General features: G+C 70.3%; 18 protein-coding genes. 8 read left to right on the forward strand and 10 right to left on the reverse strand.

Translation table 11 applies throughout. The annotated features are described in order from the left end of the window. Positions 1–115 precede the first annotated feature (115 nt). Positions 116–1,720, forward strand: a complete 1,605-nt coding sequence (cimA, locus tag MKW14_RS21310; RefSeq protein WP_240864592.1) for a citramalate synthase — start codon at positions 116–118, stop codon at positions 1,718–1,720. An 11-nt stretch (positions 1,721–1,731) separates the two neighbouring features. Here cimA and MKW14_RS21315 read toward each other — a convergent pair whose 3' ends face one another. Further along, complete coding sequence (locus MKW14_RS21315) at positions 1,732–2,214, reverse strand: hypothetical protein (RefSeq protein WP_240864594.1); 483 nt, start codon at positions 2,212–2,214, stop codon at positions 1,732–1,734. A 169-nt stretch (positions 2,215–2,383) separates the two neighbouring features. Here MKW14_RS21315 and MKW14_RS21320 point away from each other — a divergent pair, with 169 nt between their 5' ends. Together MKW14_RS21320 and MKW14_RS21325 are read left to right on the forward strand one after the other, a co-directional pair. Next, complete coding sequence (locus MKW14_RS21320; RefSeq protein ID WP_240864596.1) at positions 2,384–5,395, forward strand: glycoside hydrolase family 3 protein; 3,012 nt, start codon at positions 2,384–2,386, stop codon at positions 5,393–5,395. A 69-nt stretch (positions 5,396–5,464) separates the two neighbouring features. Beyond that, entirely contained in the window at positions 5,465–6,850 is a 1,386-nt protein-coding gene (locus MKW14_RS21325; protein WP_240864598.1) for a hypothetical protein, read from the forward strand. Positions 6,851–6,881: 31 nt separating this feature from the next. Here MKW14_RS21325 and MKW14_RS21330 read toward each other — a convergent pair whose 3' ends face one another. After that, positions 6,882–7,343 carry a MarR family winged helix-turn-helix transcriptional regulator gene (locus tag MKW14_RS21330; protein WP_240864599.1) on the reverse strand — a complete coding sequence of 154 codons (462 nt, stop codon included), beginning with the start codon at positions 7,341–7,343 and terminating at the stop codon, positions 6,882–6,884. Positions 7,344–7,451: 108 nt separating this feature from the next. Here MKW14_RS21330 and MKW14_RS21335 point away from each other — a divergent pair, with 108 nt between their 5' ends. From MKW14_RS21335 to MKW14_RS21345, 3 genes are all read left to right on the forward strand, one after another. Continuing rightward, positions 7,452–8,471 carry an FUSC family protein gene (locus tag MKW14_RS21335; protein ID WP_240864601.1) on the forward strand — a complete coding sequence of 340 codons (1,020 nt, stop codon included), beginning with the start codon at positions 7,452–7,454 and terminating at the stop codon, positions 8,469–8,471. Positions 8,472–8,526: 55 nt separating this feature from the next. Beyond that, positions 8,527–9,084 carry a hypothetical protein gene (locus MKW14_RS21340; RefSeq protein WP_240864603.1) on the forward strand — a complete coding sequence of 186 codons (558 nt, stop codon included), beginning with the start codon at positions 8,527–8,529 and terminating at the stop codon, positions 9,082–9,084. A gap of 66 nt (positions 9,085–9,150) precedes the next feature. Then, positions 9,151–9,735 (forward strand): YdeI/OmpD-associated family protein, encoded by a 585-nt coding sequence (locus tag MKW14_RS21345; RefSeq protein ID WP_240864605.1) that lies wholly within the window; start codon positions 9,151–9,153, stop codon positions 9,733–9,735. A gap of 4 nt (positions 9,736–9,739) precedes the next feature. Here the strand turns inward: MKW14_RS21345 and MKW14_RS21350 are convergent, their stop codons facing one another. Continuing rightward, the gene (locus MKW14_RS21350; protein ID WP_240864607.1) at positions 9,740–10,291 is read right to left on the reverse strand and encodes a YceI family protein; all 552 of its coding nucleotides are present in this window, start codon (positions 10,289–10,291) and stop codon (positions 9,740–9,742) included. Positions 10,292–10,733: 442 nt separating this feature from the next. Here MKW14_RS21350 and MKW14_RS21355 point away from each other — a divergent pair, with 442 nt between their 5' ends. Together MKW14_RS21355 and MKW14_RS21360 are read left to right on the forward strand one after the other, a co-directional pair. Continuing rightward, positions 10,734–12,329: an acyl-CoA carboxylase subunit beta gene (locus tag MKW14_RS21355; RefSeq protein ID WP_240864609.1), complete on the forward strand. Its 1,596-nt coding sequence runs from the start codon at positions 10,734–10,736 to the stop codon at positions 12,327–12,329. Positions 12,330–12,386: 57 nt separating this feature from the next. Continuing rightward, a complete protein-coding gene (locus tag MKW14_RS21360) occupies positions 12,387–12,578 on the forward strand; it encodes an acyl-CoA carboxylase subunit epsilon (protein ID WP_133046738.1) in 192 nt (63 codons plus the stop codon). Positions 12,579–12,702: 124 nt separating this feature from the next. On the opposite strand, the gene MKW14_RS21365 is transcribed toward MKW14_RS21360, so the two are convergent. From MKW14_RS21365 to MKW14_RS21395, 7 genes are all read right to left on the reverse strand, one after another. After that, entirely contained in the window at positions 12,703–13,284 is a 582-nt protein-coding gene (locus tag MKW14_RS21365) for a GTP-binding protein (RefSeq protein WP_009314218.1), read from the reverse strand. After that, entirely contained in the window at positions 13,265–13,849 is a 585-nt protein-coding gene (locus MKW14_RS21370; protein WP_133046739.1) for a DUF742 domain-containing protein, read from the reverse strand. The genes MKW14_RS21365 and MKW14_RS21370 overlap by 20 nt, the downstream gene beginning before the upstream one ends. A gap of 94 nt (positions 13,850–13,943) precedes the next feature. After that, positions 13,944–14,357: a roadblock/LC7 domain-containing protein gene (locus MKW14_RS21375; RefSeq protein WP_004983065.1), complete on the reverse strand. Its 414-nt coding sequence runs from the start codon at positions 14,355–14,357 to the stop codon at positions 13,944–13,946. 10 nt (positions 14,358–14,367) lie between these two features. Then, a complete protein-coding gene (locus MKW14_RS21380; protein ID WP_240864610.1) occupies positions 14,368–17,664 on the reverse strand; it encodes a sensor histidine kinase in 3,297 nt (1,098 codons plus the stop codon). Positions 17,665–18,051: 387 nt separating this feature from the next. Beyond that, positions 18,052–18,627, reverse strand: a complete 576-nt coding sequence (locus MKW14_RS21385; protein WP_133046741.1) for a GTP-binding protein — start codon at positions 18,625–18,627, stop codon at positions 18,052–18,054. Then, positions 18,608–19,003 (reverse strand): DUF742 domain-containing protein, encoded by a 396-nt coding sequence (locus MKW14_RS21390; RefSeq protein WP_016432454.1) that lies wholly within the window; start codon positions 19,001–19,003, stop codon positions 18,608–18,610. Before MKW14_RS21390 ends, MKW14_RS21385 begins: the two co-directional genes overlap by 20 nt. A 111-nt stretch (positions 19,004–19,114) precedes the next feature. Continuing rightward, positions 19,115–19,528 carry a roadblock/LC7 domain-containing protein gene (locus MKW14_RS21395; RefSeq protein ID WP_003973453.1) on the reverse strand — a complete coding sequence of 138 codons (414 nt, stop codon included), beginning with the start codon at positions 19,526–19,528 and terminating at the stop codon, positions 19,115–19,117. Between the last annotated feature and the right edge of the window lie 5 nt (positions 19,529–19,533).

A 19,533-nucleotide genomic window follows, 5' to 3' on the forward strand; every position in this document is an offset into this window, starting at 1 on the left:
TTTTCTGGCCCACCTTCAGCCGGAGGCAAAGCGCGAGGGACCATGGGAGGACGGTGGAGCCGGTCATTCCGGTAACGACGTATCCACTGGGATCCAACACAGGAGCCTTGACACCATGACCGCAACCAGCGAGCTCGACGATTCGTTCCACGTCTTCGACACCACCCTGCGCGACGGCGCGCAGCGCGAGGGCATCAACCTCACCGTCGCCGACAAGCTCGCGATCGCACGGCACCTGGACGACTTCGGCGTGGGCTTCATCGAGGGCGGCTGGCCCGGCGCCAACCCGCGGGACACCGAGTTCTTCGCGCGTGCCCGCCAGGAGATCGACTTCCAGCACGCCCAGCTCGTCGCGTTCGGCGCGACCCGCCGCGCCGGCGCCAAGGCGAGCGAGGACCCGCAGGTCAAGGCGCTCCTGGACTCGGGCGCCGAGGTGATCACCCTGGTCGCCAAGTCCCACGACCGGCACGTGGAGCTCGCGCTGCGCACCACGCTGGACGAGAACCTGGAGATGGTCCGCGACACCGTCTCCCACCTGGTCTCCGAGGGCCGCCGCGTCTTCGTCGACTGCGAGCACTTCTTCGACGGCTACCGGGCGAACCCGGAGTACGCGAAGGCGGTCGTACGAGCCGCCTCGGACGCCGGCGCCTCCGTCGTCATCCTCTGCGACACCAACGGCGGCATGCTCCCGGCCCAGGTCCAGGCCGTGGTCTCGACGGTGCTCGCCGACACCGGCGCCCGCCTCGGCATCCACGCCCAGGACGACACGGGCTGCGCGGTCGCCAACACCCTCGCCGCCGTGGACGCGGGCGCGACCCACGTGCAGTGCACGGCCAACGGCTACGGCGAGCGCGTCGGCAACGCCAACCTCTTCCCCGTGGTCGCGGCCCTGGAACTGAAGTACGGCAAGAAGGTCCTGCCCGAGGGCAGGCTCCGCGAGATGACGAGGATCTCGCACGCCATCGCGGAGGTCGTCAACCTCACCCCCTCCACCCATCAGCCCTACGTGGGTGTCTCGGCCTTCGCCCACAAGGCGGGACTGCACGCCTCCGCGATCAAGGTCGACCCGGACCTGTACCAGCACATCGACCCGGAGCTGGTCGGCAACACCATGCGGATGCTGGTCTCCGACATGGCGGGCCGCGCCTCGGTCGAGCTCAAGGGCAAGGAGCTGGGCGTCGACCTGGGCGGCGACCGCGAGCTGGTGGGCCGGGTCGTGGAGCGGGTGAAGGAGCGCGAGCTCAGGGGCTACACCTACGAGGCGGCCGACGCGAGCTTCGAACTCCTCCTGCGCTCCGAGGTCCAGGGCAAGCCCCTGCGCTACTTCCAGGTCGAGTCCTGGCGGGCGATCGTCGAGGACCGCCCCGACGGCACCCACGCCAACGAGGCCACGGTCAAGCTCTTCGCCAAGGGCGAGCGCATCGTCGCCACCGCCGAGGGCAACGGTCCGGTCAACGCCCTCGACCGGGCCCTGCGCGTGGCGCTCGAGAAGATCTACCCCCAGCTCGCCAAGCTCGACCTGGTCGACTACAAGGTCCGCATCCTCGAGGGCGTCCACGGCACCGAGTCCACCACCCGCGTCCTGATCTCCACCTCCGACGGCACGGCCGAATGGTCCACGGTCGGCGTCGCGGAGAACGTGATCGCCGCGTCCTGGCAGGCTCTTGAGGACGCGTACACCTACGGCCTGCTGCGGGCCGGGGTCGAACCGGCCGAGTAACCCGCCCCGCCTCAGCAGGAGCCCGCGGCGAGCCCCTCGAACTCGCCGCGGCTCATGACCCGGTCGTCGGCCCAGACCTGGCCGGGCTTCAGCCGGGCGAGGTCGGCGGCGCGGAAGGTGACGATGCCCGTGTACTCGTAGTTGAACTCGGCCTTCCCGAACGCGAGTTGATAGGTGTACGCAGGCACCGGCCGTTGCTGTCCGATGGCCTTGGCATGCCAGTCGGCCGGCGGTGAGAACAGTGGGAACTCGGCGTCGGAGCCATGTCGTCTGCCCGGCACCCGCCACCCGGAGAGGTTCTTCTCGGAATCCGCCGGCGCCCCGGCGAGCGACAGCCCCTGGATCAGGTCGTCGCCGCAGGGCCGCAGCACGGCGTTCGGCGCCCCGTCGGCGTCGAGTTCCACCGCCGCCAACGGCAGGACCACAGCACCGCACCCGCTCAGCAACAGCGCCCCACCCGCGATCCCGGCCACCGCCGCCCCCGTACGTCTCATGCTTCGACGATGCCATCGGCGGAACGCCGTACGGCCATCCTTGTGCACCGATCCCGTTACGGACCACAACGGCGTGGCTGACGCGACGTCTTGACGGGTCCACGAGCCCTCAGTTAACTCACGGCGTGAGCTAAGTTCCGAGTGAACCCTGAGAGTCGAGGGAAGGTCCATGCCGAGAACCGCCCTGCTCGTCTCCGCCGCCCTGCTCGCCGCCGCACTGCCCCTGAGTTCGGCGAGTGCCGCCGACGACCCCGCCCCCACCCCCGTCGACCGCTTCGAGGGCGAAGTCCCCTTCGCCGCGCAGCCCGCCGAGGGGATCTTCACCTGGGGCGGTGACAGTGACGACCCGCCCGCGCTCCGGCTGGCTGCACGGTCCGACGCGCCCGAGGGCGCGAAGGTCCTCGCCGGGACCTACGACATCAGCGGCTACGGCGGCTTCACCCACGACTACGAGGCCGACGCCCCCGCCCACGACTGGTCAGCCCACAAGGGCATCCGCTTCTGGTGGGACGGCCAGGACAACGGCAAGAAGGTCGCCTTCGAGATCAAGGACGGCGGCGCGGGCGGCGAGGCATCCGAGCTGTGGACGGCGTCCTTCACCGACGACTTCACCGGCTGGAAGCAGATCGAGATCCCCTTCACCGACTTCGTCTACCGCACCGATTACCAGCCCGTCGGCGGCATCGACCACGTCCTGGGGCTGACTCGGATGTGGGGCTACGCCGTCACGCTCCCGGTCGGCGTCAAGGGCGAGTTCGCCATGGACGACGTCGAGTTGTACGGCAGGGCCGACCAGTCCCTGCGGGCGAGCGTCACGACCGACTCGGCAGTCCACCCGGTGCGGGAAGGCGGCACGGCCACCGTCAAGGTCACCCTCGCCACCACCGGATCCGCCCCCGTCGACGACCCCGTCACCGTCACCTACGAGACCGCCACCAACGGCACCGCCACCCCCGGCAAGGACTACACCCCGGTCTCCGGCACCCTCACCTTCCCCGCGGGCACCGCCTCCGGTGCGACGCGCACCATCACGGTCCCGACCCTGAAGGACCGGTCCGCCGAGACGGCCGAGACCATCCCGCTGAAGCTCACCGTCACCGGCGCGAAACCGCCCGCCGAGACCCCGCAGATCGTCATCGACGCGCACGGACTGCCGTATCTCGACGCCAAGTTGCCCGTCAGGAAGCGCGTCGCCGATCTCCTCTCCCGGATGTCCCTGGCGGAGAAGGTGGGTCAGATGACCCAGGCCGAGCGCGGGGCGGTCGGGGAGGGCGCCGACGTCACGGCGTACGACCTCGGCTCGCTTCTCTCGGGCGGTGGTTCGACCCCCACGCCCAACACCCCGGCCGCCTGGGCCAGGATGATCGACGGCTTCCAACTCCGCGCCCGAGCAACCCGCTTGCAGATCCCGCTCATCTACGGCGTCGACGCCGTCCACGGCCACAACAACCTGGCCGGCGCCACGATCATGCCGCACAACATCGGCCTCGGCGCCACCCGGGATCCCCAACTCGCCGAGAAAATCGGCGCGGTGACGGCCAGTGAGGTCCGCGTCACCGGCATCCCCTGGGACTTCGCGCCCTGCCTCTGCGTCTCCCGCGACGAACGATGGGGTCGCGCGTACGAGTCCTTCGGCGAGGACCCGGCCCTCGTCCAGTCCATGGAGACGATCATCCAGGGCCTCCAAGGCCGCCCGGACGGACGGGACTTGAGCCGGAACGACAAGGTGCTCGCCACCGCCAAGCACTTCGTCGGCGACGGCGGCACCGAGTACGGCTCCTCCACCACCGGCACCTACACCATCGACCAGGGCGTCACCAAGGTCACCCGGCAGCAACTGGAGGCCGTTCACCTGGCGCCGTACCGGACGGCCGTCGACCGTGGCATCGGCACCGTCATGCCCTCGTACTCCTCGCTCGACATCCTCGGCGACGGACAGGGCCCGGTGAGGATGCACGCCCGCGGCGACATGATCAACGGCGTCCTCAAGGGCCGTATGGGCTTCGACGGGTTCGTCATCAGCGACTGGAACGCCATCGACCAGCTCCCCGGCGACTACCCGGCGCACGTGCGCACCGCGGTCGACGCGGGCGTCGACATGATGATGGTGCCGTACGGCTACAAGGACTTCAGCGCCACCCTGGCCGACGAGGTCGGGGCGGGCCGGGTCAGCGAGCGGCGGATCGACGACGCCGTGTCGCGCATCCTCACCCAGAAGTTCCGGCTGGGCCTCTTCGAGCATCCCTACGCCGACACCACGGGCGCCTCCCGGATCGGTTCCGCCGCACACCGGGCCGTGGCCCGGCAGGCGGCCGCCGAGTCGCAGGTGCTGCTGAAGAACGCCCACGGCGTCCTGCCGCTGAGGAAGAACCAGAAGGTCTACGTCGCCGGGTCCAACGCCGACGACCTCGGCAACCAGACCGGCGGCTGGACCATCACCTGGCAGGGCGCCTCCGGCACCCACACCCAGGGCACCACCATCCTCGACGCGATGCGCGAGGACGGGGACGTCACCTACTCCAAGGACGCCTCCGCGCCCACGGCCGGTTACGACGTCGGCGTGGTCGTCGTGGGCGAGACCCCGTACGCCGAGGGCGTCGGAGACGTCGGCAACGGCCACGACCTCCAGCTGTCGGCCGCCGACAAGGCCGCCGTCGACAAGGTGTGCGCCGCCATGAGGTGCGCGGTGCTGATCGTCTCCGGGCGCCCCCAGCTGATCGGCGACCGGCTCGGCGCGATCGACGCGCTGGTGGCCTCCTGGCTGCCCGGCACCGAGGGCGAGGGAGTGGCCGACGTCCTCTACGGCAAGCGGCCCTTCACCGGCCGACTCCCCGTCACCTGGCCCAGGTCGGAGGCCCAGCTGCCGATCAACGTCGGCGACGCCTCCTACGACCCGCAGTACCCGTACGGCTGGGGCCTGACAACCGGGACCAAGGTGCCCTCGGGCGGCGCGGCCACGCTGAAGGCGCTCGGCGTCGCGGCGGCGGCCGCCGAACGGGCCGGGGCGGACGCGGCAGGCCGCGCGCTCGTCACCAAGGCCCGCCTGATCGTCCAGGAGAAGGTGGGCCAGGGCATCACGGCGGCGATCGCGAAGCCCTTCGCCGACGCGGACCACCTCGCGCTCACCGGGCGGTACGGGGCGGCCGTACAGAAGCTGACCGAGGCCTACCGGGCCGGCTGAGGGAAGGCCGCCACCTGCCGCCACCTACACGGATGACCAGTTTTGGGAGGCTTCGGGTAGCTTCGAACCATGAAGGCCGTCGCTTGGACCCGAAGCCTCCCAGGGGTGCTGGTGGCCCTGTTGCTCGCCGCGCTGACCGTCCTGGCGGCGGGCGTGCCACGGGCCTCGGCCGACACGAGCGTCTCCGCGATCGCGCAGGCGCTGCGCGAGAGCCCCGTCTACGTGGATCCGGCCGCCTCCGGGCAGGTGTCGAAGGCGGACGCCGACGCTCTCGCCAGGGAGATCAAGGACGCCGACAAGCCCCTCTTCGTCGCCGTCCTCCCCGCTGGCTACCCCACGCAGAACCTCTTCCAGAACCTCCGCACCGCCACCGGGATCACCGGCCTGTACGCGATCCGCCTCGGCGACCGCTTCGACGCCCGCGCCGACTCCGCGGTCCTGCCCCGCACCGCGGTACAGAACCTGGTCACCAGCGTGCGGCCGGACCGGGACGCGAAGACCCAGCTGACCGACTTCGCCGACCGTGCCCTCGCCAACATGGGCGGTTCGGCACCCTCCGGCTGGCGGCCCCGGTCCTCCGGCGGCGGGGTGTCCGCCCCCGCGCTGATCACCGTGGGCGCGGTGCTGGTCGCCGGGGGCGGGGGAGCGTACGCGCTGGTACGGCGGAACAGGCGCCGGCGTGCCGAGGAGCAGCGGGCCGCGCTGGAGCGGCTGCGGGTCGTCGTGGACGAGGACATCACGGCGTTCGGCGAGGAACTGGACCGGCTCGACTTCCACCCGGCGGAGGCGGGCGCGGACGACGCGATGCGCGCCGACTACGAACGCGCGCTGGACGCCTACGAACAGGCCAAGTCCTCCATGGCCGCCGCGCTGAAACCCGAGGACGTCCGGTCCGTCACCCAGGCCCTGGAGGACGGCCGCTTCAGCCTCGCCCAGCTCGCCGCCCGCCGCGAGGGGCGCCCGCTGCCCGAACGCCGGCCGCCCTGCTTCTTCGACCCGCGCCACGGCCCGTCCGTCGCGGACGCCACCTGGACGCCCCCGGGCGGTGCCCCGCGCGAGGTGCCGGTCTGCGCGGCCGACGCCACCCGTCTCGCCGACGGCCGCGACCCCGTCATCCGCGAGGTCGACACCGACTACGGCCGCCGCCCCTACTGGGACGCGGGCCCGGCCTACGGCCCCTGGGCGGGCGGCTACTTCGGCGGCGGCCTCCTGCCCGGCCTCCTCGTCGGCACCCTCCTCGGCAGCATGATGGCGACCCCCTCCTACGCGGCCGACTACGGCACCGGCTACGGCGACTTCGACACGTACGGCGGTCCCGGCGGCCCAGGCGGTTACGACGGCGGAGACGTCTCGGGCGCGGACTTCGACCCCGGCGACTTCAGCGGCGGCTTCGGCGACGGGGGAGGGGACTTCGGGGGCGGGGGCGACGGAGGGGACTTCGGCGGGGGGTTCTGAGACGGCGGGCCGCGCCTGTAGCGGGGTTGAGTCAGGGGCGGGGGTTCAGATCCTCTTCGCCCGGTGCCTCGACCTCCGCGTTCGCCAGTCGCTCCATCACCTCCGCCGCCAGCGCCAGCACCCCCCGTTCGGTCTCGCCGAGCGTCCCGAGGGCACGGGCCAGCCACATGTCCCGCTCGGCCATGTCGTCCTCGACCGCGAGGCGCCCGGCCTCGGTCAGGGACAGGACGGACTGGCGCCGGTCGTTCGGATCCGGTGCCCGCAGGATGAGCCCCTCCGTCTCCAGCTCCGCGAACACCCGGGTCAGTGACTGCGGCCGCTGCCGCTCGGCCGCCGCGACCTCACCGGGGGTGGAGGGCCCGTGCCGATGCAGATGACCGAGCACCGACAGCTGGTTCGGGCTGAGACACCCGTCCCCGCGCTCCTGCCGCAGCCGACGGTTGAGCCGGATGACACCGCGCCGGATCCGGGCGGCTTCGGGAAGGTGGTCCATGACCATAGATCGTACGCGACTATTTACTACCTCACTCGCGCTTCCCTCCGTAGTATCGGTCAGGTGACCGCCAAACTAATACGCAATGCGTACGAAGCGGGGCTGACAATGACCGCCGTACTGCTCTGCTGGGCCACCGCCCTGTTCCTGGAAGGCGCCGCCGGACTCCACACCGACGTCCTCGTCCTCGCGGTCTCCCTGACCCTCATCCTGTCCGCCACACAGCGCACCGCCGACACCCGCCGTCGCCTCACCTCACTGGTTGTGCTGCCCGCGACGGCCGGCGTCTCGATCTTCCTGGGCCGGCTGATCGCCTCCCACTACGCGCTCGGCGCCGCCGTCTACACGGCCTGGATGGCGCTGACCATCTGGATCCGCCGCTACGGCCCCGCCGCCACGAAGATCGGCACGCTGCTGGCGCTCCCGCTGGTCGCCCTCCTCGTCGTCCCGGGTCCCGCGCTGCCGCCCAAGGCGCAGAGCGGGCTGGTCACTTGGGGCTGGTCGGCGTTGATCGGCGCGCTGGCGTGCGCCTTCGTCTGGCTGGTGCAGGCGCTCGGCGACCGGTTCGGGCCCTGGCGCGCGGAACCGGCTCCCGAGCCGCCGCGCCGTCCCTCGCGGCTGCACCCCCGCCCCAGCACCCGGATGGCGCTGCAGATGGCGGCGGGGATCGCCGCCGCCTTCACCCTCGGCGCCCTGCTCTTCGACCACCACTGGCCGTGGGTCGTCCTCACCGCGTACGTCGCCGCGAGCGGCAACCGCGGCCGCGGTGACGTACTGCGCAAGGGGATCGAGCGGCTCGCGGGAGCCTGCGCGGGCACGCTGCTCGCGGTGGGGGTGGCGGCGGCGGGCGTCACGGGGCCCGCCTCGGTCGCGCTGATGTTCGCCGTCCTCGCGGTCGCGCTGTGCCTGCGCCCCTTCAACTACGCGTACTGGGCCGCCGGCATGACCTGCGCCCTGTCCCTCCTCCTCGGCTACTTCGGCCAGGACGCCCAACACCTGCTGCCGACCCGCCTGGAGGGCATCGCCGTCGGCGCGGCCCTGTCGGTGGCGTCCGCCTGGTGGCTCCTCCCGGTACGTCGCAGGCGCCCCACGGCGACCAGGGTCGCGGTACGTCCGAGCGAGGGCTGAGAAGGGGCTGTCGGACCGGTATCCATCGCCCGGCCCACGCCCTTACGCTCCGGCCATGGTGACTCCGTCCGAGGGCCGGGACCGGGACGTCGTCGAGAACATCGGCGCGGACCGTCCGCTGCTCCGGGAGCGCTGGCAGGCGTTGTCGCGCCGCGTCCGGGTGACGGCCGCCGTGTCCTCCGGCGCTCTCGCGCTGGGCGCGCTCCTCGCGTACGCCGTGGCCACCCGCCCTCCGCCCGCGCCGCCCGACCCGGTCGCCGCCACCAGTGTCCGGATCACCGGCGTGGAGATGCCGCAGCGCTACAGCCTGGATTTCGGCATCACCGTGCGCATCGCATCCGCTTCCCCGGTGACGTTCACGGGAACGAGACAGGGCTACGACGGCTTTCTCCAGCCCCTGGCCGCCCGGGGCGCCGTGCTCCCGCCCGGTCACGCCCTCGTCCTGCACACGCGCGTCAACGTCTACTGCCAGCTGCCTCTGCCCTCGCTCGGAACGCCCCTGTTGTTCGTGACCGTGCGCAACGCCCGCCGAGAGGGCCAGGCCCCGGTCGTACCCACCGCGGCCCAGTTCGCCGACATAAGCCGCGCCGTACAGCGCATCTGCGTGCACTGACGCGCGTACCCCGGGACCGCCACGATTAGGACAGTTCTCGGCCTACTACCGGCCTACGGTGTCGCCATGACCGCTCATGACCTCGGAGAAGCCCTGCCCTTCGCCTCCGTCACGGACCTCGACGCCTGGCTGGAGATCCACCCCGCCCCGCACCCCGGACTCTGGGTGAAGGTCGCCAAGAAGGGGTCCGGGATCGTCTCCGTGACCTGGGGCGAGGTCAATGACGTCGCCCTCTGCCACGGCTGGATCACCGGGCAGCGCAAGGCGCTTGACGAGAGTTGCTTCCTGCAGAAGATCACGCCGCGCCGGCCCGGCAGCCTCTGGTCGATGGTCAATGTGCGGCGGGTGGCGGAACTGACCGCCGCCGGGCGCATGCGGCCCGCCGGCCTCGCCGAGGTGGCCGCCGCCCAGACGGACGGGCGGTGGGCGGCGGCGTACGCCTCACAGCGCGAGGCCGCCGTGCCCGAGGACCTCGCGGCGGCACTGGAGCGCGATCCCGAGGCCGGGGCCGCCTTCGACGCCCTCGGCCGGACCGACCGCTACCAGGTGATCTTCGCCCTGCTCACGGCCCGTACGCCCAAGGGCAGGGCGGCCAGACTGGCGGCCGCCCTGGCGCGGCTCCGTACGGCGACACCGCGCGCGCAGGCGTGACGACTCAGGCGGTCTTGATCGCCGAGATGTCGAAGTTCAGCTTGATCTTGTCGGAGACCAGCACGCCACCCGTCTCCAGGGCCGCGTTCCAGGTCAGGCCCCAGTCGGAGCGCTTGATCTCCGCCTTGCCCTCGAAGCCGACGCGCTCGTTGCCGAAGGGGTCCTTCGCGGCGCCGTTGAACTCCAGGTCGATGGTGATCGGCTTGGTCGTGCCGAGGATCTCCAGGTCACCGGTGATGCGGTAGTCCTCGCCACCGAGCGACTCCGCCTTGGTGGAGCGGAAGGTCATGGTGGGGAACTCGTCGGTCTTGAAGAAGTCCGCGCTCTTCAGGTGTCCGTCCCGGTCCGCGGACCCGGTGTCGATGCTCTCCATCTTGACGTCGATGGAGGCGGTCGACGCGGACGGGTCGGCGCCGTCCAGGTGCAGGGTCCCGCTGAAGTCGTTGAACTTGCCCTTGACGTTGGTGACCATCGCGTGCCGGACGGTGAAGCCGATCGTGGAGTGGGCCGCGTCAATGGTGTAGTCGCCGGTCAGCGCGGTGAGGTCGTTCGCCATGACATGCTCCTCGGAGGTGATGTTGAATGTTGAACTACTCAACGAGGATGACCGTAGACCTATTCCCTTGCGCTTTCAACATCATCTGCGAAGTGTCGGCACCCGCCTGCCGATGGGGTGAACCCCTCGAACGGGTGAACCCGTCGAGATCATCTGGGATCATCCGGTGCGCGGGGTGTCGTGGGCCGGCGACTCGGTCGAGACCCTGGCCACGGGCCCTTGCCCGAGGGGCCGCGTCACCCCGGCGTGTCCTGTGCGACGCACCGATGTGAGCTGACTCTCGACTGACGGGTTTGTGCGACCCCTACAAGCCCAGGGCCCTCTGAGCAGTCGGAACGCCTGCATGCCCCTTGGGTTCTGTTCAGTGGTACCAGGAAAACGGGCCGGAGACTGTACGGAGTCGACGGCTCGCTTTCCCCGGTGTCCTTCGTAAGGTCGCTACATGACCGTTTTGGATGAGGCGCCGAGTGAGTCGACGGGTGAGCCGACGGACGCGCGCGGGCGGGTCGCCGAGCTGCACGAGATCCGTGCGCAGGCGCTCGCCGGGCCGAGCGAGAAGGCGACCGAGGCGCAGCACGCCAAGGGCAAGCTGACCGCACGGGAGCGCATCGAGCTGCTCCTGGACCCGGACTCCTTCCGGGAGGTCGAGCAGCTGCGCCGGCACCGCGCCACCGGCTTCGGCCTGGAGACCAAGAAGCCGCACACCGACGGTGTCATCACCGGCTGGGGGACGGTGGAGGGCCACACGGTCTTCGTCTACGCCCATGACTTCCGCATCTTCGGCGGCGCGCTGGGCGAGGCCCACGCCACGAAGATCCACAAGATCATGGACATGGCCATCGCGGCCGGTGCCCCGCTGGTCTCCCTGAACGACGGCGCGGGCGCCCGTATCCAGGAGGGCGTCTCCGCCCTGGCCGGCTACGGCGGCATCTTCCAGCGCAACACCAAGGCCTCCGGTGTCATCCCGCAGATCTCGGTGATGCTCGGCCCGTGCGCCGGCGGCGCGGCCTACAGCCCCGCCCTCACCGACTTCGTCTTCATGGTCCGCGAGACCTCGCAGATGTTCATCACCGGCCCCGACGTCGTCAAGGCGGTCACCGGCGAGGAGATCACCCAGAACGGCCTCGGCGGCGCGGACGTGCACGCCGAGACCTCCGGGGTCTGTCACTTCGCGTACGACGACGAGGAGACCTGCATCGCCGAGGTGCGCTACCTCCTCTCCCTCCTCCCGCAGAACAACCGCGAGAACCCCCCGCGGGTGGAGCCCACGGACGCGGTCGACCGCCGCTCCGACGTCCTGCTCGACCTGGTCCCGGCCGACGGCAACCGCCCGTACGACATGGCCAAGGTCATCGAGGAGATCGTCGACGACGGGGAGTACCTGGAGGTCCACGAGCGCTGGGCGCGGAACATCATCTGCGCGCTGGCCCGGCTGGACGGCCAGGTCGTCGGCATCGTGGCGAACCAGCCGCAGACCCTCGCCGGCGTCCTCGACATCGAGGCCTCGGAAAAGGCTGCGCGTTTCGTCCAGATGTGTGACGCTTTCAACATCCCGATCGTCACCTTCCTGGACGTCCCCGGGTTCCTCCCGGGCGTCGACCAGGAGCACGGCGGCATCATCCGCCACGGCGCGAAGCTGCTCTACGCCTACTGCAACGCGACCGTGCCGCGGATCTCGCTGATCCTGCGCAAGGCGTACGGCGGTGCCTACATCGTCATGGACAGCCAGTCCATCGGTGCCGACCTGACGTACGCGTGGCCGACGAACGAGATCGCCGTGATGGGCGCCGAGGGTGCCGCCAACGTCATCTTCCGGCGGCAGATCGCCGAGGCCGAGGACCCCGACGCCATGCGGGCCCGCATGGTCAAGGAGTACAAGTCCGAGCTGATGCACCCCTACTACGCGGCCGAGCGCGGCCTGGTCGACGACGTCATCGACCCGACCGAGACCCGCGAGGTGCTCATCCGCTCCCTCGCCATGCTGCAGACCAAGCACGCCGACCTGCCCTCCCGCAAGCACGGCAACCCCCCGCAGTAACCCAGCGGACCCGCCGCGACACCCTCGCGGAAACCTCTCTCACGGAGACTGAGACCTATGAGCACCCCTGACATCCGCGTCGAGAAGGGCCACGCCGACCCCGAGGAAGTCGCCGCCATCACGGCCGTCCTCCTGGCCCGCGCAGCGGCCCAGCCCGCCACCGAGCCGACCCACCGAGGCCGCCAGAAGGCCGGCTGGCGCCGCCTGGAACGCGAGGGCGGCTTCCGAGCCCCGCACAGCTGGCGCTGACCTGAAGCCATGCAGAAGGGCCTCTCCCGGCCGGGAGAGGCCCTTCTGCATGCCGTGCGGGACCGGAGGACCGGTTCAACAAAAGGGGCCCCTCCGGGTGGAGGGGCCCCTTTTGCAGGGATGGTTACCGCAGCCGAGCCATCAGCGCGTGCTCGACGAGCGTGATCAGCGCGGACTTCGCGTCGGCCCGGTGCCGCGCGTCCGTCGTGATGATCGGCGTGTCCGGGCCGATCTGCAGCGCCTCGCGGACCTCGTCCGGGTTGTACGGCTGCTGGCCGTCGAAGCCGTTGAGGGCGATGACGAAGGGGAGACCCGAGTTCTCGAAGTAGTCGACCGCGGGGAAGCAGTCGGCCAGCCGCCGGGTGTCGACCAGGACGATCGCCCCGATGGCACCGCGGACCAGGTCGTCCCACATGAACCAGAAGCGGTCCTGACCCGGCGTACCGAAGAGGTACAGGATCAGGTCCTGGTCCAGGGTGATGCGGCCGAAGTCCATGGCGACCGTGGTGGTCGTCTTGTCTCCGGTGTGGGTGAGGTCGTCGATGCCTGCCGAAGCGGACGTCATGACGGCCTCTGTGCGCAGCGGGTTGATCTCCGAAACGGCCCCGACGAACGTGGTCTTGCCCACGCCGAAGCCACCCGCCACCACGATCTTCGCCGAGGTGGTGGAGCGGGAAGGACCGCCGCTAGAGCTTGCGAAGTCCACTGAGCACCCTTTCGAGCAGTGTCACGTCTGGCTGGCCGCCGGCGTTCTCGTCGCCGCCGGGCTGATGGATGGCGACCAGTCCCGCCTCCGCCAAGTCGGCGACGAGGATCCTGGCCACGCCGAGAGGGATGGTCAGCAGGGCGGAGATCTCCGCCACCGACTTGATTTCTCGGCAGAGGTTGCAGATCCGCTGATGCTCGGGCAGCTGGCCCTGCATCTGGTGCGGCTGCGCGGTGGTGTGCACCAGCGCCTCGATGGCGAGCTGGTAGCGCGGGCGCGTCCGGCCGCCGGTCATGGCGTACGGACGCACCAGGGGATTGTTCGACGCCCCCGCGGGCGCCGGCTCGGGGGAGCGTCGCTGCGGCTGTACGGGCTGGATACGCGGCGCCGGCGGCTGGTCGTACGGCGACGGCCCGGGTCCCTGCGGCGCGTACGGCTGCTGATGCCGCGGGCTCGGGGCGGAGGGGAAGTTGTAACGGTTCGGGTTCTGAGCACCGTCGCCGTGGCCCTGGGCAGGGCCGTACGACCAGTTGCCCGAATTCGAACCGCCTGGGGGTGTTGCCACTTTCTCCTCCTCCGACTGTGCCGGGCACCCATCCCTGTGGAGCCGCGTCCCGAAACCTTACGGCCCCGGGACGCCAAAACGCACCGTCTGTCTGTCAGTTGAGCAGGCTGCCCTGGAGCTCCGCACGGAGATCCGGAGTCAGGACCGTACCGGCACGGTCCACCAGAAGGGCCATCTCGTACCCGATGAGGCCGATGTCCGCCTCCGGATGTGCGAGGACCGCGAGCGAGGAACCATCGGAAATGGACATGATGAACAGGAATCCCCGCTCCATCTCCACAACCGTCTGGTTCACGCTGCCGCCCTCGAAGATGCGCGAGGCACCGGCGGTCAGCGAGGTCAGACCGGAGGCGACGGCCGCAAGCTGGTCGGCGCGGTCGCGCGGAAACCCTTCGGACATCGCCAGAAGGAGTCCGTCGGCGGAGACCACCACCGTGTGGGACACCCCCGGGGTGTTGTCCACGAAGTTGGTGATCAACCAGTTCAGGTTCTGTGCCGCCTGGCTCATCGGGCTCACACTAACGCTCCTGGTTGTAGGTGCTGTCAGAACCGAAGCCCTGACCGTTCGTTTCACTGCCTGCGCCGGCGCTGCGTCCGCGCTGGACGCCCCGACGCAGGTTGCTCAGCCGGCCCCGGACGTCCTCCGGGGCGCGGGAGACCGATGGGCCTCCCTGAGGGATGCTCTCGGCGGCTCCCTCGATCAGGTTCGCCTTGGGCACCCGTCGCGGCAGGCCGGAGGAGGTGACCCCGCCCGCCTTGGGCTTGCGCAACTGCGCGGCCTGCTGCCAGCGCTCGTCGTTCGCCGAACGCCAGCTGCTGGTCTCGCCATTGTTCTCCGAAACCGGAGCGGGAGCCGACGGCTCCTGGTTCACGTGCCGCGTGCCGTTCGAACCGCTGGTACCGCTCGCGAAGGATCCGCGGCGGGGCAGCCCGGCGTCGGTCAGCTCGTGGACGGTGGAGGGGGCCGGTCCCGGACGGTCGAAGCCTACGCGTTCGTGCTCACCCGCGTCAGCGGCCTGCGCAGGTTCCGCTTCCGGAGCGTACTGGTCCGGGTAGCCGTTCTGGTAGCTGTCGGGCTGCGGCCAGTCGTCCTGGTAGCGGCGCTGCTCGAAGGCGGGGAAGGAGTCCGGGGCGGCGGCACGGGCGGCCGCGGGCTCCTCCTGGACCGGCTCCGAATACGCCGGCTCGGGGTAGCCCCCGCCCGACGAGAACGGGTCGTTCGGCGGCAGTGAGCCGTTCGGCGCGAAGTACGGCTCCTCGTACGACGGCAGCTGGGCCGGCTCCTCGTACGAGGTGCGCTGCTCCTCGTACGGAGACTGCTGCTGCTCCTCGTACGCCGGGCGCGGGTCGAAGGTGCCGGTCTGCTGCTGCTCCGGGTAGCCGCCCTGGCCGTTGTCGTAGGCCTGCGGCGCCTCGAAGGCGTCGGCGTACGGCGAGGTCTCCGGCGACTCCTGCTCCGGGTGGCCCGGGGTGTTCTGGGCCTCCAGGGCGGCCCGGCGCTCCTCGCGCATCAGCGAGCGGCCGACCGGGTCGAGCTCGCGGATGTCGTCGGGGACGTCGGAGTAGCGGGTGTCGTCGAAGCCGAGCTCCGCGGCCGTGCGCATCGGCAGGCCGGTGTTGAAGTCCTCGCCCTGGAAGTTCTGCTCCGGGATGATCTGCGAGACGGTGAACTCGTCGCGGTTCATCTGCTGCTCGCCGCCACCGCCGTGGGTGATCGCGTCCGGCAGCATGACCAGCGAGGTGGTGCCGGCCTGCTCGCCGGAGGGGCGCAGCTGAACCCGGATGCCGTGCCGGTCGGACAGCCGGCCGACCACGAACAGGCCCATGCGCTGCGAGATCGCCGCGTCCACGGTGGGCGGGTTCGCGAGCTTGTGGTTGATGTCCGCGAAGTCCTCGGCGGTCAGGCCGATGCCCTTGTCGTGGATCTCGATCATGACGCGGCCGTCGGGCAGCCGGGTCGCGGTGACGCGGACCTTGGTCTGCGGGGAGGAGAACGTCGTCGCGTTCTCAAGGAGCTCGGCCAGCAGGTGCACGAGGTCGGTGACCGCGCGGCCGTGGATCTCGGCCTCCGGAACGCCGGACAGCTCGATGCGCTCGTACTGCTCCACCTCGGAGGAGGCGGCGCGCAGCACGTCGACCAGCGGGACCGGCTGGTCCCAGCGGCGGCCGGGCTCCTCGCCGGCGAGGACCAGGAGGTTCTCGCCGTTGCGGCGCATACGGGTCGCGAGGTGGTCCAGGCGGAAGAGGTTCTCCAGCTGGTCCGGGTCGGCCTCGTTGTTCTCCAGGTCGGTGATCAGGGTCAGCTGGCCCTCGATCAGCGACTGGTTGCGCCGGGAGAGGTTGGTGAAGATCGCGTTGATGTTGCCCCGCAGCAGGGCCTGCTCGGAGGCGAGCCGTACGGCCTCGCGGTGGACCTGGTCGAAGGCGCGGGCGACCTCGCCGATCTCGTCCTTGGTGTGGATCGGGATCGGGGCGACCCGGGTGTCGACCCGGCCGGGGTCGGTGCGCGAGAGCTGGTCGACCAGCATCGGCAGGCGCTGCTCGGCGATGCCGAAGGCGGCGTTGCGCAGCTGGCGCATCGAGCGGGACATCTGCCGGGCGACCGCGCCGGCCAGGATGAACGCGAGCAGCAGGGCCACGATGACGATGGCACCGGTGATCAGCGCGTCACGCTTGGCGTTGCCCGCGATGTCGGAGGCCTCGCTCACCGCGGTGTCGGCCTTGTCCTCCTCCAGCTTGCGGTACGCCTCGTACTTGAGGGTGGTGCCGGCCCACCAGTTCTCCGCGGTGATGCCCTTCTGGGCGAGGACGGCGCGCGCGGCCGGGTCGGTGCTCTGCAGCTGCGACATCGCCGTGATCATGTCGACCGGGTTGGACGGCGGCGGCACGTAGGTCTTGTTCTCGGCCGCGGCCTTCGCGGCGGCCTGCTTGACCATGGCCGCAGCGTCGGTCTGCACCTTCGCCAGGGACTTGTTGAGCTTGGTGATGTCCTCGTCGGTACCGCCGGCCTGGTACTCCTGGATGGCGATGCCCTCCAGGTAGGCGTACGAGGTGAGGGCGGTGCGCTGGGTGGCCAGGCTGTCCTTGCCCGGGCCCGGCGCGACCAGCAGGTGCATGCCGATGGAACGCTCCAGGGAGAGCGCGCCCTTGGCGAGTGCGATGGCGTAGACCGAGCGGCCGTAGCTGGTGATGTTGCCGGTGCCCAGGCCGAGCTCGTTGGAGAACTCCAGAAGCGGGTGCTCCAGGTTGACGTAGGCCTCTTCGGTCCCCACGCCCTTGAAGCTGGAGGTGTAGGCCTTGGCGCGCAGCGACGTGAGTTCCGGCTCCACCTTGCGGAAGCGCTCCAGGCGGCGCTCCAGGCCCGGCCGGTTCGGCATGTTCTGGGCGGCCTTGTCGAAGGCGTCCGCGGCGTCGTCCGTGGCCTTGCGGGCCGCGACGACCGACGGGTCCTTCTGGCCCTTGCCCAGCAGCAGGGGCGCGGCGGTCACGTCACGCTCGTTGGTGATGGCGTTGCTGTAGGTCAGGGCGGCCCGGACCAGACGCGCGGTGTTCTCCGCGTCCTGGGCTTCCTGCCAGGTGTCGATCGAGTTCTTCACCTGGAAGCCGCCCATGACCAGACCCACGCCCACGGGTATGAGCAGGATCGCGTTCAGCCGGGTGGGCACCCGCCAGTTGCGGGGGGAGAAACGGCTGCCGCCCGAGGCGGGAGCGGCCGCAGGCTCGGGTACGGACACAGGGGCGGGCGCCGCTCCGCGCGGCGGCGGGGTGAAGTTGCCCCGCGCCGACGGCTCGGGACCGTTCTTGCTTCGCCTCACTCGACCAACAACCTCTCGGCGGCGGGCACCAACGTTGTGCCGCAGTGTCTCAGAGCCCAGTACGCCATTCAGTACGCAGTACTACTGAGTACGTCTTTGACTTATAGGCAGTTCAGGCATTCCAGCACGACGGCCAGCGCTCTTCCAAACAGCGGAAAGCGCGGATTCCATGTGATGTAAGCCCCACATAAAACGGTCATAAAGAGCGAGCCCCGTCAAAAGACGGGGCCTGTGTGTGCGCAGCGACACCGGACGGCGACCACGCGTGGCCATACCACCCGATTCCTCTGCCGAAACGTTATGAACACCGGGGCCGACCGTGTCAAAGGCCACGGTCGGCTCCGGAGCGTCTACGACAACTGCCGTACGGCATGGCGGATTTGAGGGCTACCTCAGCCGTGCCATGAGAGCGTGCTCGACCAGGGTGATCAGCGCGCTCTTGGCATCGGCCCGGTGCCGGGCGTCCGTCGTGATGATGGGGGTGTCGGGGCCGATCTGCAAGGCCTCGCGCACCTCCTCGGGCTGGTAGGGCTGGTGCCCGTCGAAGCCGTTGAGCGCGACCACGAAGGGCAGACCGCTGTTCTCGAAGTAGTCGACCGCCGGGAAGCAGTCGGCCAGGCGCCGGGTGTCCACGAGCACCACCGCGCCGATCGCGCCGCGCACCAGGTCGTCCCACATGAACCAGAAGCGGTCCTGACCGGGCGTGCCGAACAGGTAAAGGATCAGGTCCTGGTCGAGCGTGATACGGCCGAAGTCCATGGCCACCGTGGTGGTGGTCTTGTCCCCGGTGTGGGTGAGGTCGTCGATGCCGGCGCTGGCGGACGTCATCACCGCCTCCGTGCGGAGCGGGTTGATCTCGGAGACCGCTCCCACGAAGGTGGTCTTGCCGACGCCGAAGCCACCGGCGACGACGATCTTCGCGGAGGTGGTCGCCCGCCCTCCGTCAGAGCTTGCGAAGTCCACTGAGCACCCTTTCGAGCAGGGTCACGTCCGGCGCACCGGTCGTCTCGTCACCACCGGGCTGGTGGATCGCGACGAGTCCGGCCTCGGCCAGGTCCGCGACAAGGATCCGGGCCACGCCCAGCGGCATGGCCAGGAGCGCCGACACCTCGGCGACCGACTTCACCTCACGGCACAGGTGGCAGATGCGCTGGTGCTCCGGGAGCAGCCCCATGAGTGCTGCGGGGTCGGCCGTGGTGCTGATCAGCGCCTCGATGGCGAGCTGGTAGCGCGGCCGGGTCCGGCCGCCGGTCATCGCGTACGGACGTACCAGCGGCTGGTCGCCCTCATCCTCGTACGGCTCCGCGTACGGATCATGAGAGGCGGTGGGCGGGGTCATGAATCCTCCGGGCGGGACAGCAAGTCGGTCGGGCAAGCCGTCTGACGGGGCCGGTGGGGGGATTGTGGCGGCCGGACGGTGATGTGGTGAGGGGGGTGGATCCTGGATGGGTCAGTGGAGCAGACTGCCCTGTAGTTCGGCCCGCAGGTCCGGTGTGAGGACCGCACCTGCCCGGTCGACGAGCAGCGCCATCTCGTAGCCGACCAGGCCGATGTCGCACTCGGGGTGCGCGAGCACGGCCAGGGACGAACCGTCCGAGACGGACATCAAAAACAGAAACCCGCGTTCCATCTCCACGACCGTCTGCGCCACGTTGCCGCCCTCGAAGATCCGGGAGGCCCCGGCGGTCAGCGAGGTGAGCCCGGACGCGACGGCCGCCAACTGGTCGGCACGGTCCCGGGGGAAGCCTTCCGACATCGCCAGAAGGAGACCGTCGGCGGAGACGACGACGGTGTGGGACACACCGGGGGTGTTGTCCACGAAGTTGGTGATCAACCAGTTGAGGTTCTGTGCCGCCTGGCTCATCTGGC

The organism is Streptomyces gilvus (genome assembly GCF_022513565.1).
GTDB lineage: Bacteria > Actinomycetota > Actinomycetes > Streptomycetales > Streptomycetaceae > Streptomyces > Streptomyces gilvus.

What these genes read in the sequence shown, in the direction of transcription:
- MKW14_RS21390 (WP_016432454.1), bottom strand. Translation starts at nt 19,003, where the DNA reads ATGACCCCGCCCACCGCCTCTCATGATCCGTACGCGGAGCCGTACGAG.
- MKW14_RS21330 (WP_240864599.1), bottom strand. Translation starts at nt 7,343, where the DNA reads ATGGACCACCTTCCCGAAGCCGCCCGGATCCGGCGCGGTGTCATCCGG.
- MKW14_RS21360 (WP_133046738.1), top strand. Translation starts at nt 12,387, where the DNA reads ATGAGCACCCCTGACATCCGCGTCGAGAAGGGCCACGCCGACCCCGAG.
- cimA (WP_240864592.1), top strand. Translation starts at nt 116, where the DNA reads ATGACCGCAACCAGCGAGCTCGACGATTCGTTCCACGTCTTCGACACC.
- MKW14_RS21325 (WP_240864598.1), top strand. Translation starts at nt 5,465, where the DNA reads ATGAAGGCCGTCGCTTGGACCCGAAGCCTCCCAGGGGTGCTGGTGGCC.
- MKW14_RS21395 (WP_003973453.1), bottom strand. Translation starts at nt 19,528, where the DNA reads ATGAGCCAGGCGGCACAGAACCTCAACTGGTTGATCACCAACTTCGTG.
- MKW14_RS21340 (WP_240864603.1), top strand. Translation starts at nt 8,527, where the DNA reads ATGGTGACTCCGTCCGAGGGCCGGGACCGGGACGTCGTCGAGAACATC.
- MKW14_RS21350 (WP_240864607.1), bottom strand. Translation starts at nt 10,291, where the DNA reads ATGGCGAACGACCTCACCGCGCTGACCGGCGACTACACCATTGACGCG.
- MKW14_RS21335 (WP_240864601.1), top strand. Translation starts at nt 7,452, where the DNA reads ATGACCGCCGTACTGCTCTGCTGGGCCACCGCCCTGTTCCTGGAAGGC.
- MKW14_RS21320 (WP_240864596.1), top strand. Translation starts at nt 2,384, where the DNA reads ATGCCGAGAACCGCCCTGCTCGTCTCCGCCGCCCTGCTCGCCGCCGCA.
- MKW14_RS21375 (WP_004983065.1), bottom strand. Translation starts at nt 14,357, where the DNA reads ATGAGCCAGGCGGCACAGAACCTGAACTGGTTGATCACCAACTTCGTG.
- MKW14_RS21355 (WP_240864609.1), top strand. Translation starts at nt 10,734, where the DNA reads ATGACCGTTTTGGATGAGGCGCCGAGTGAGTCGACGGGTGAGCCGACG.
- MKW14_RS21345 (WP_240864605.1), top strand. Translation starts at nt 9,151, where the DNA reads ATGACCGCTCATGACCTCGGAGAAGCCCTGCCCTTCGCCTCCGTCACG.
- MKW14_RS21315 (WP_240864594.1), bottom strand. Translation starts at nt 2,214, where the DNA reads ATGAGACGTACGGGGGCGGCGGTGGCCGGGATCGCGGGTGGGGCGCTG.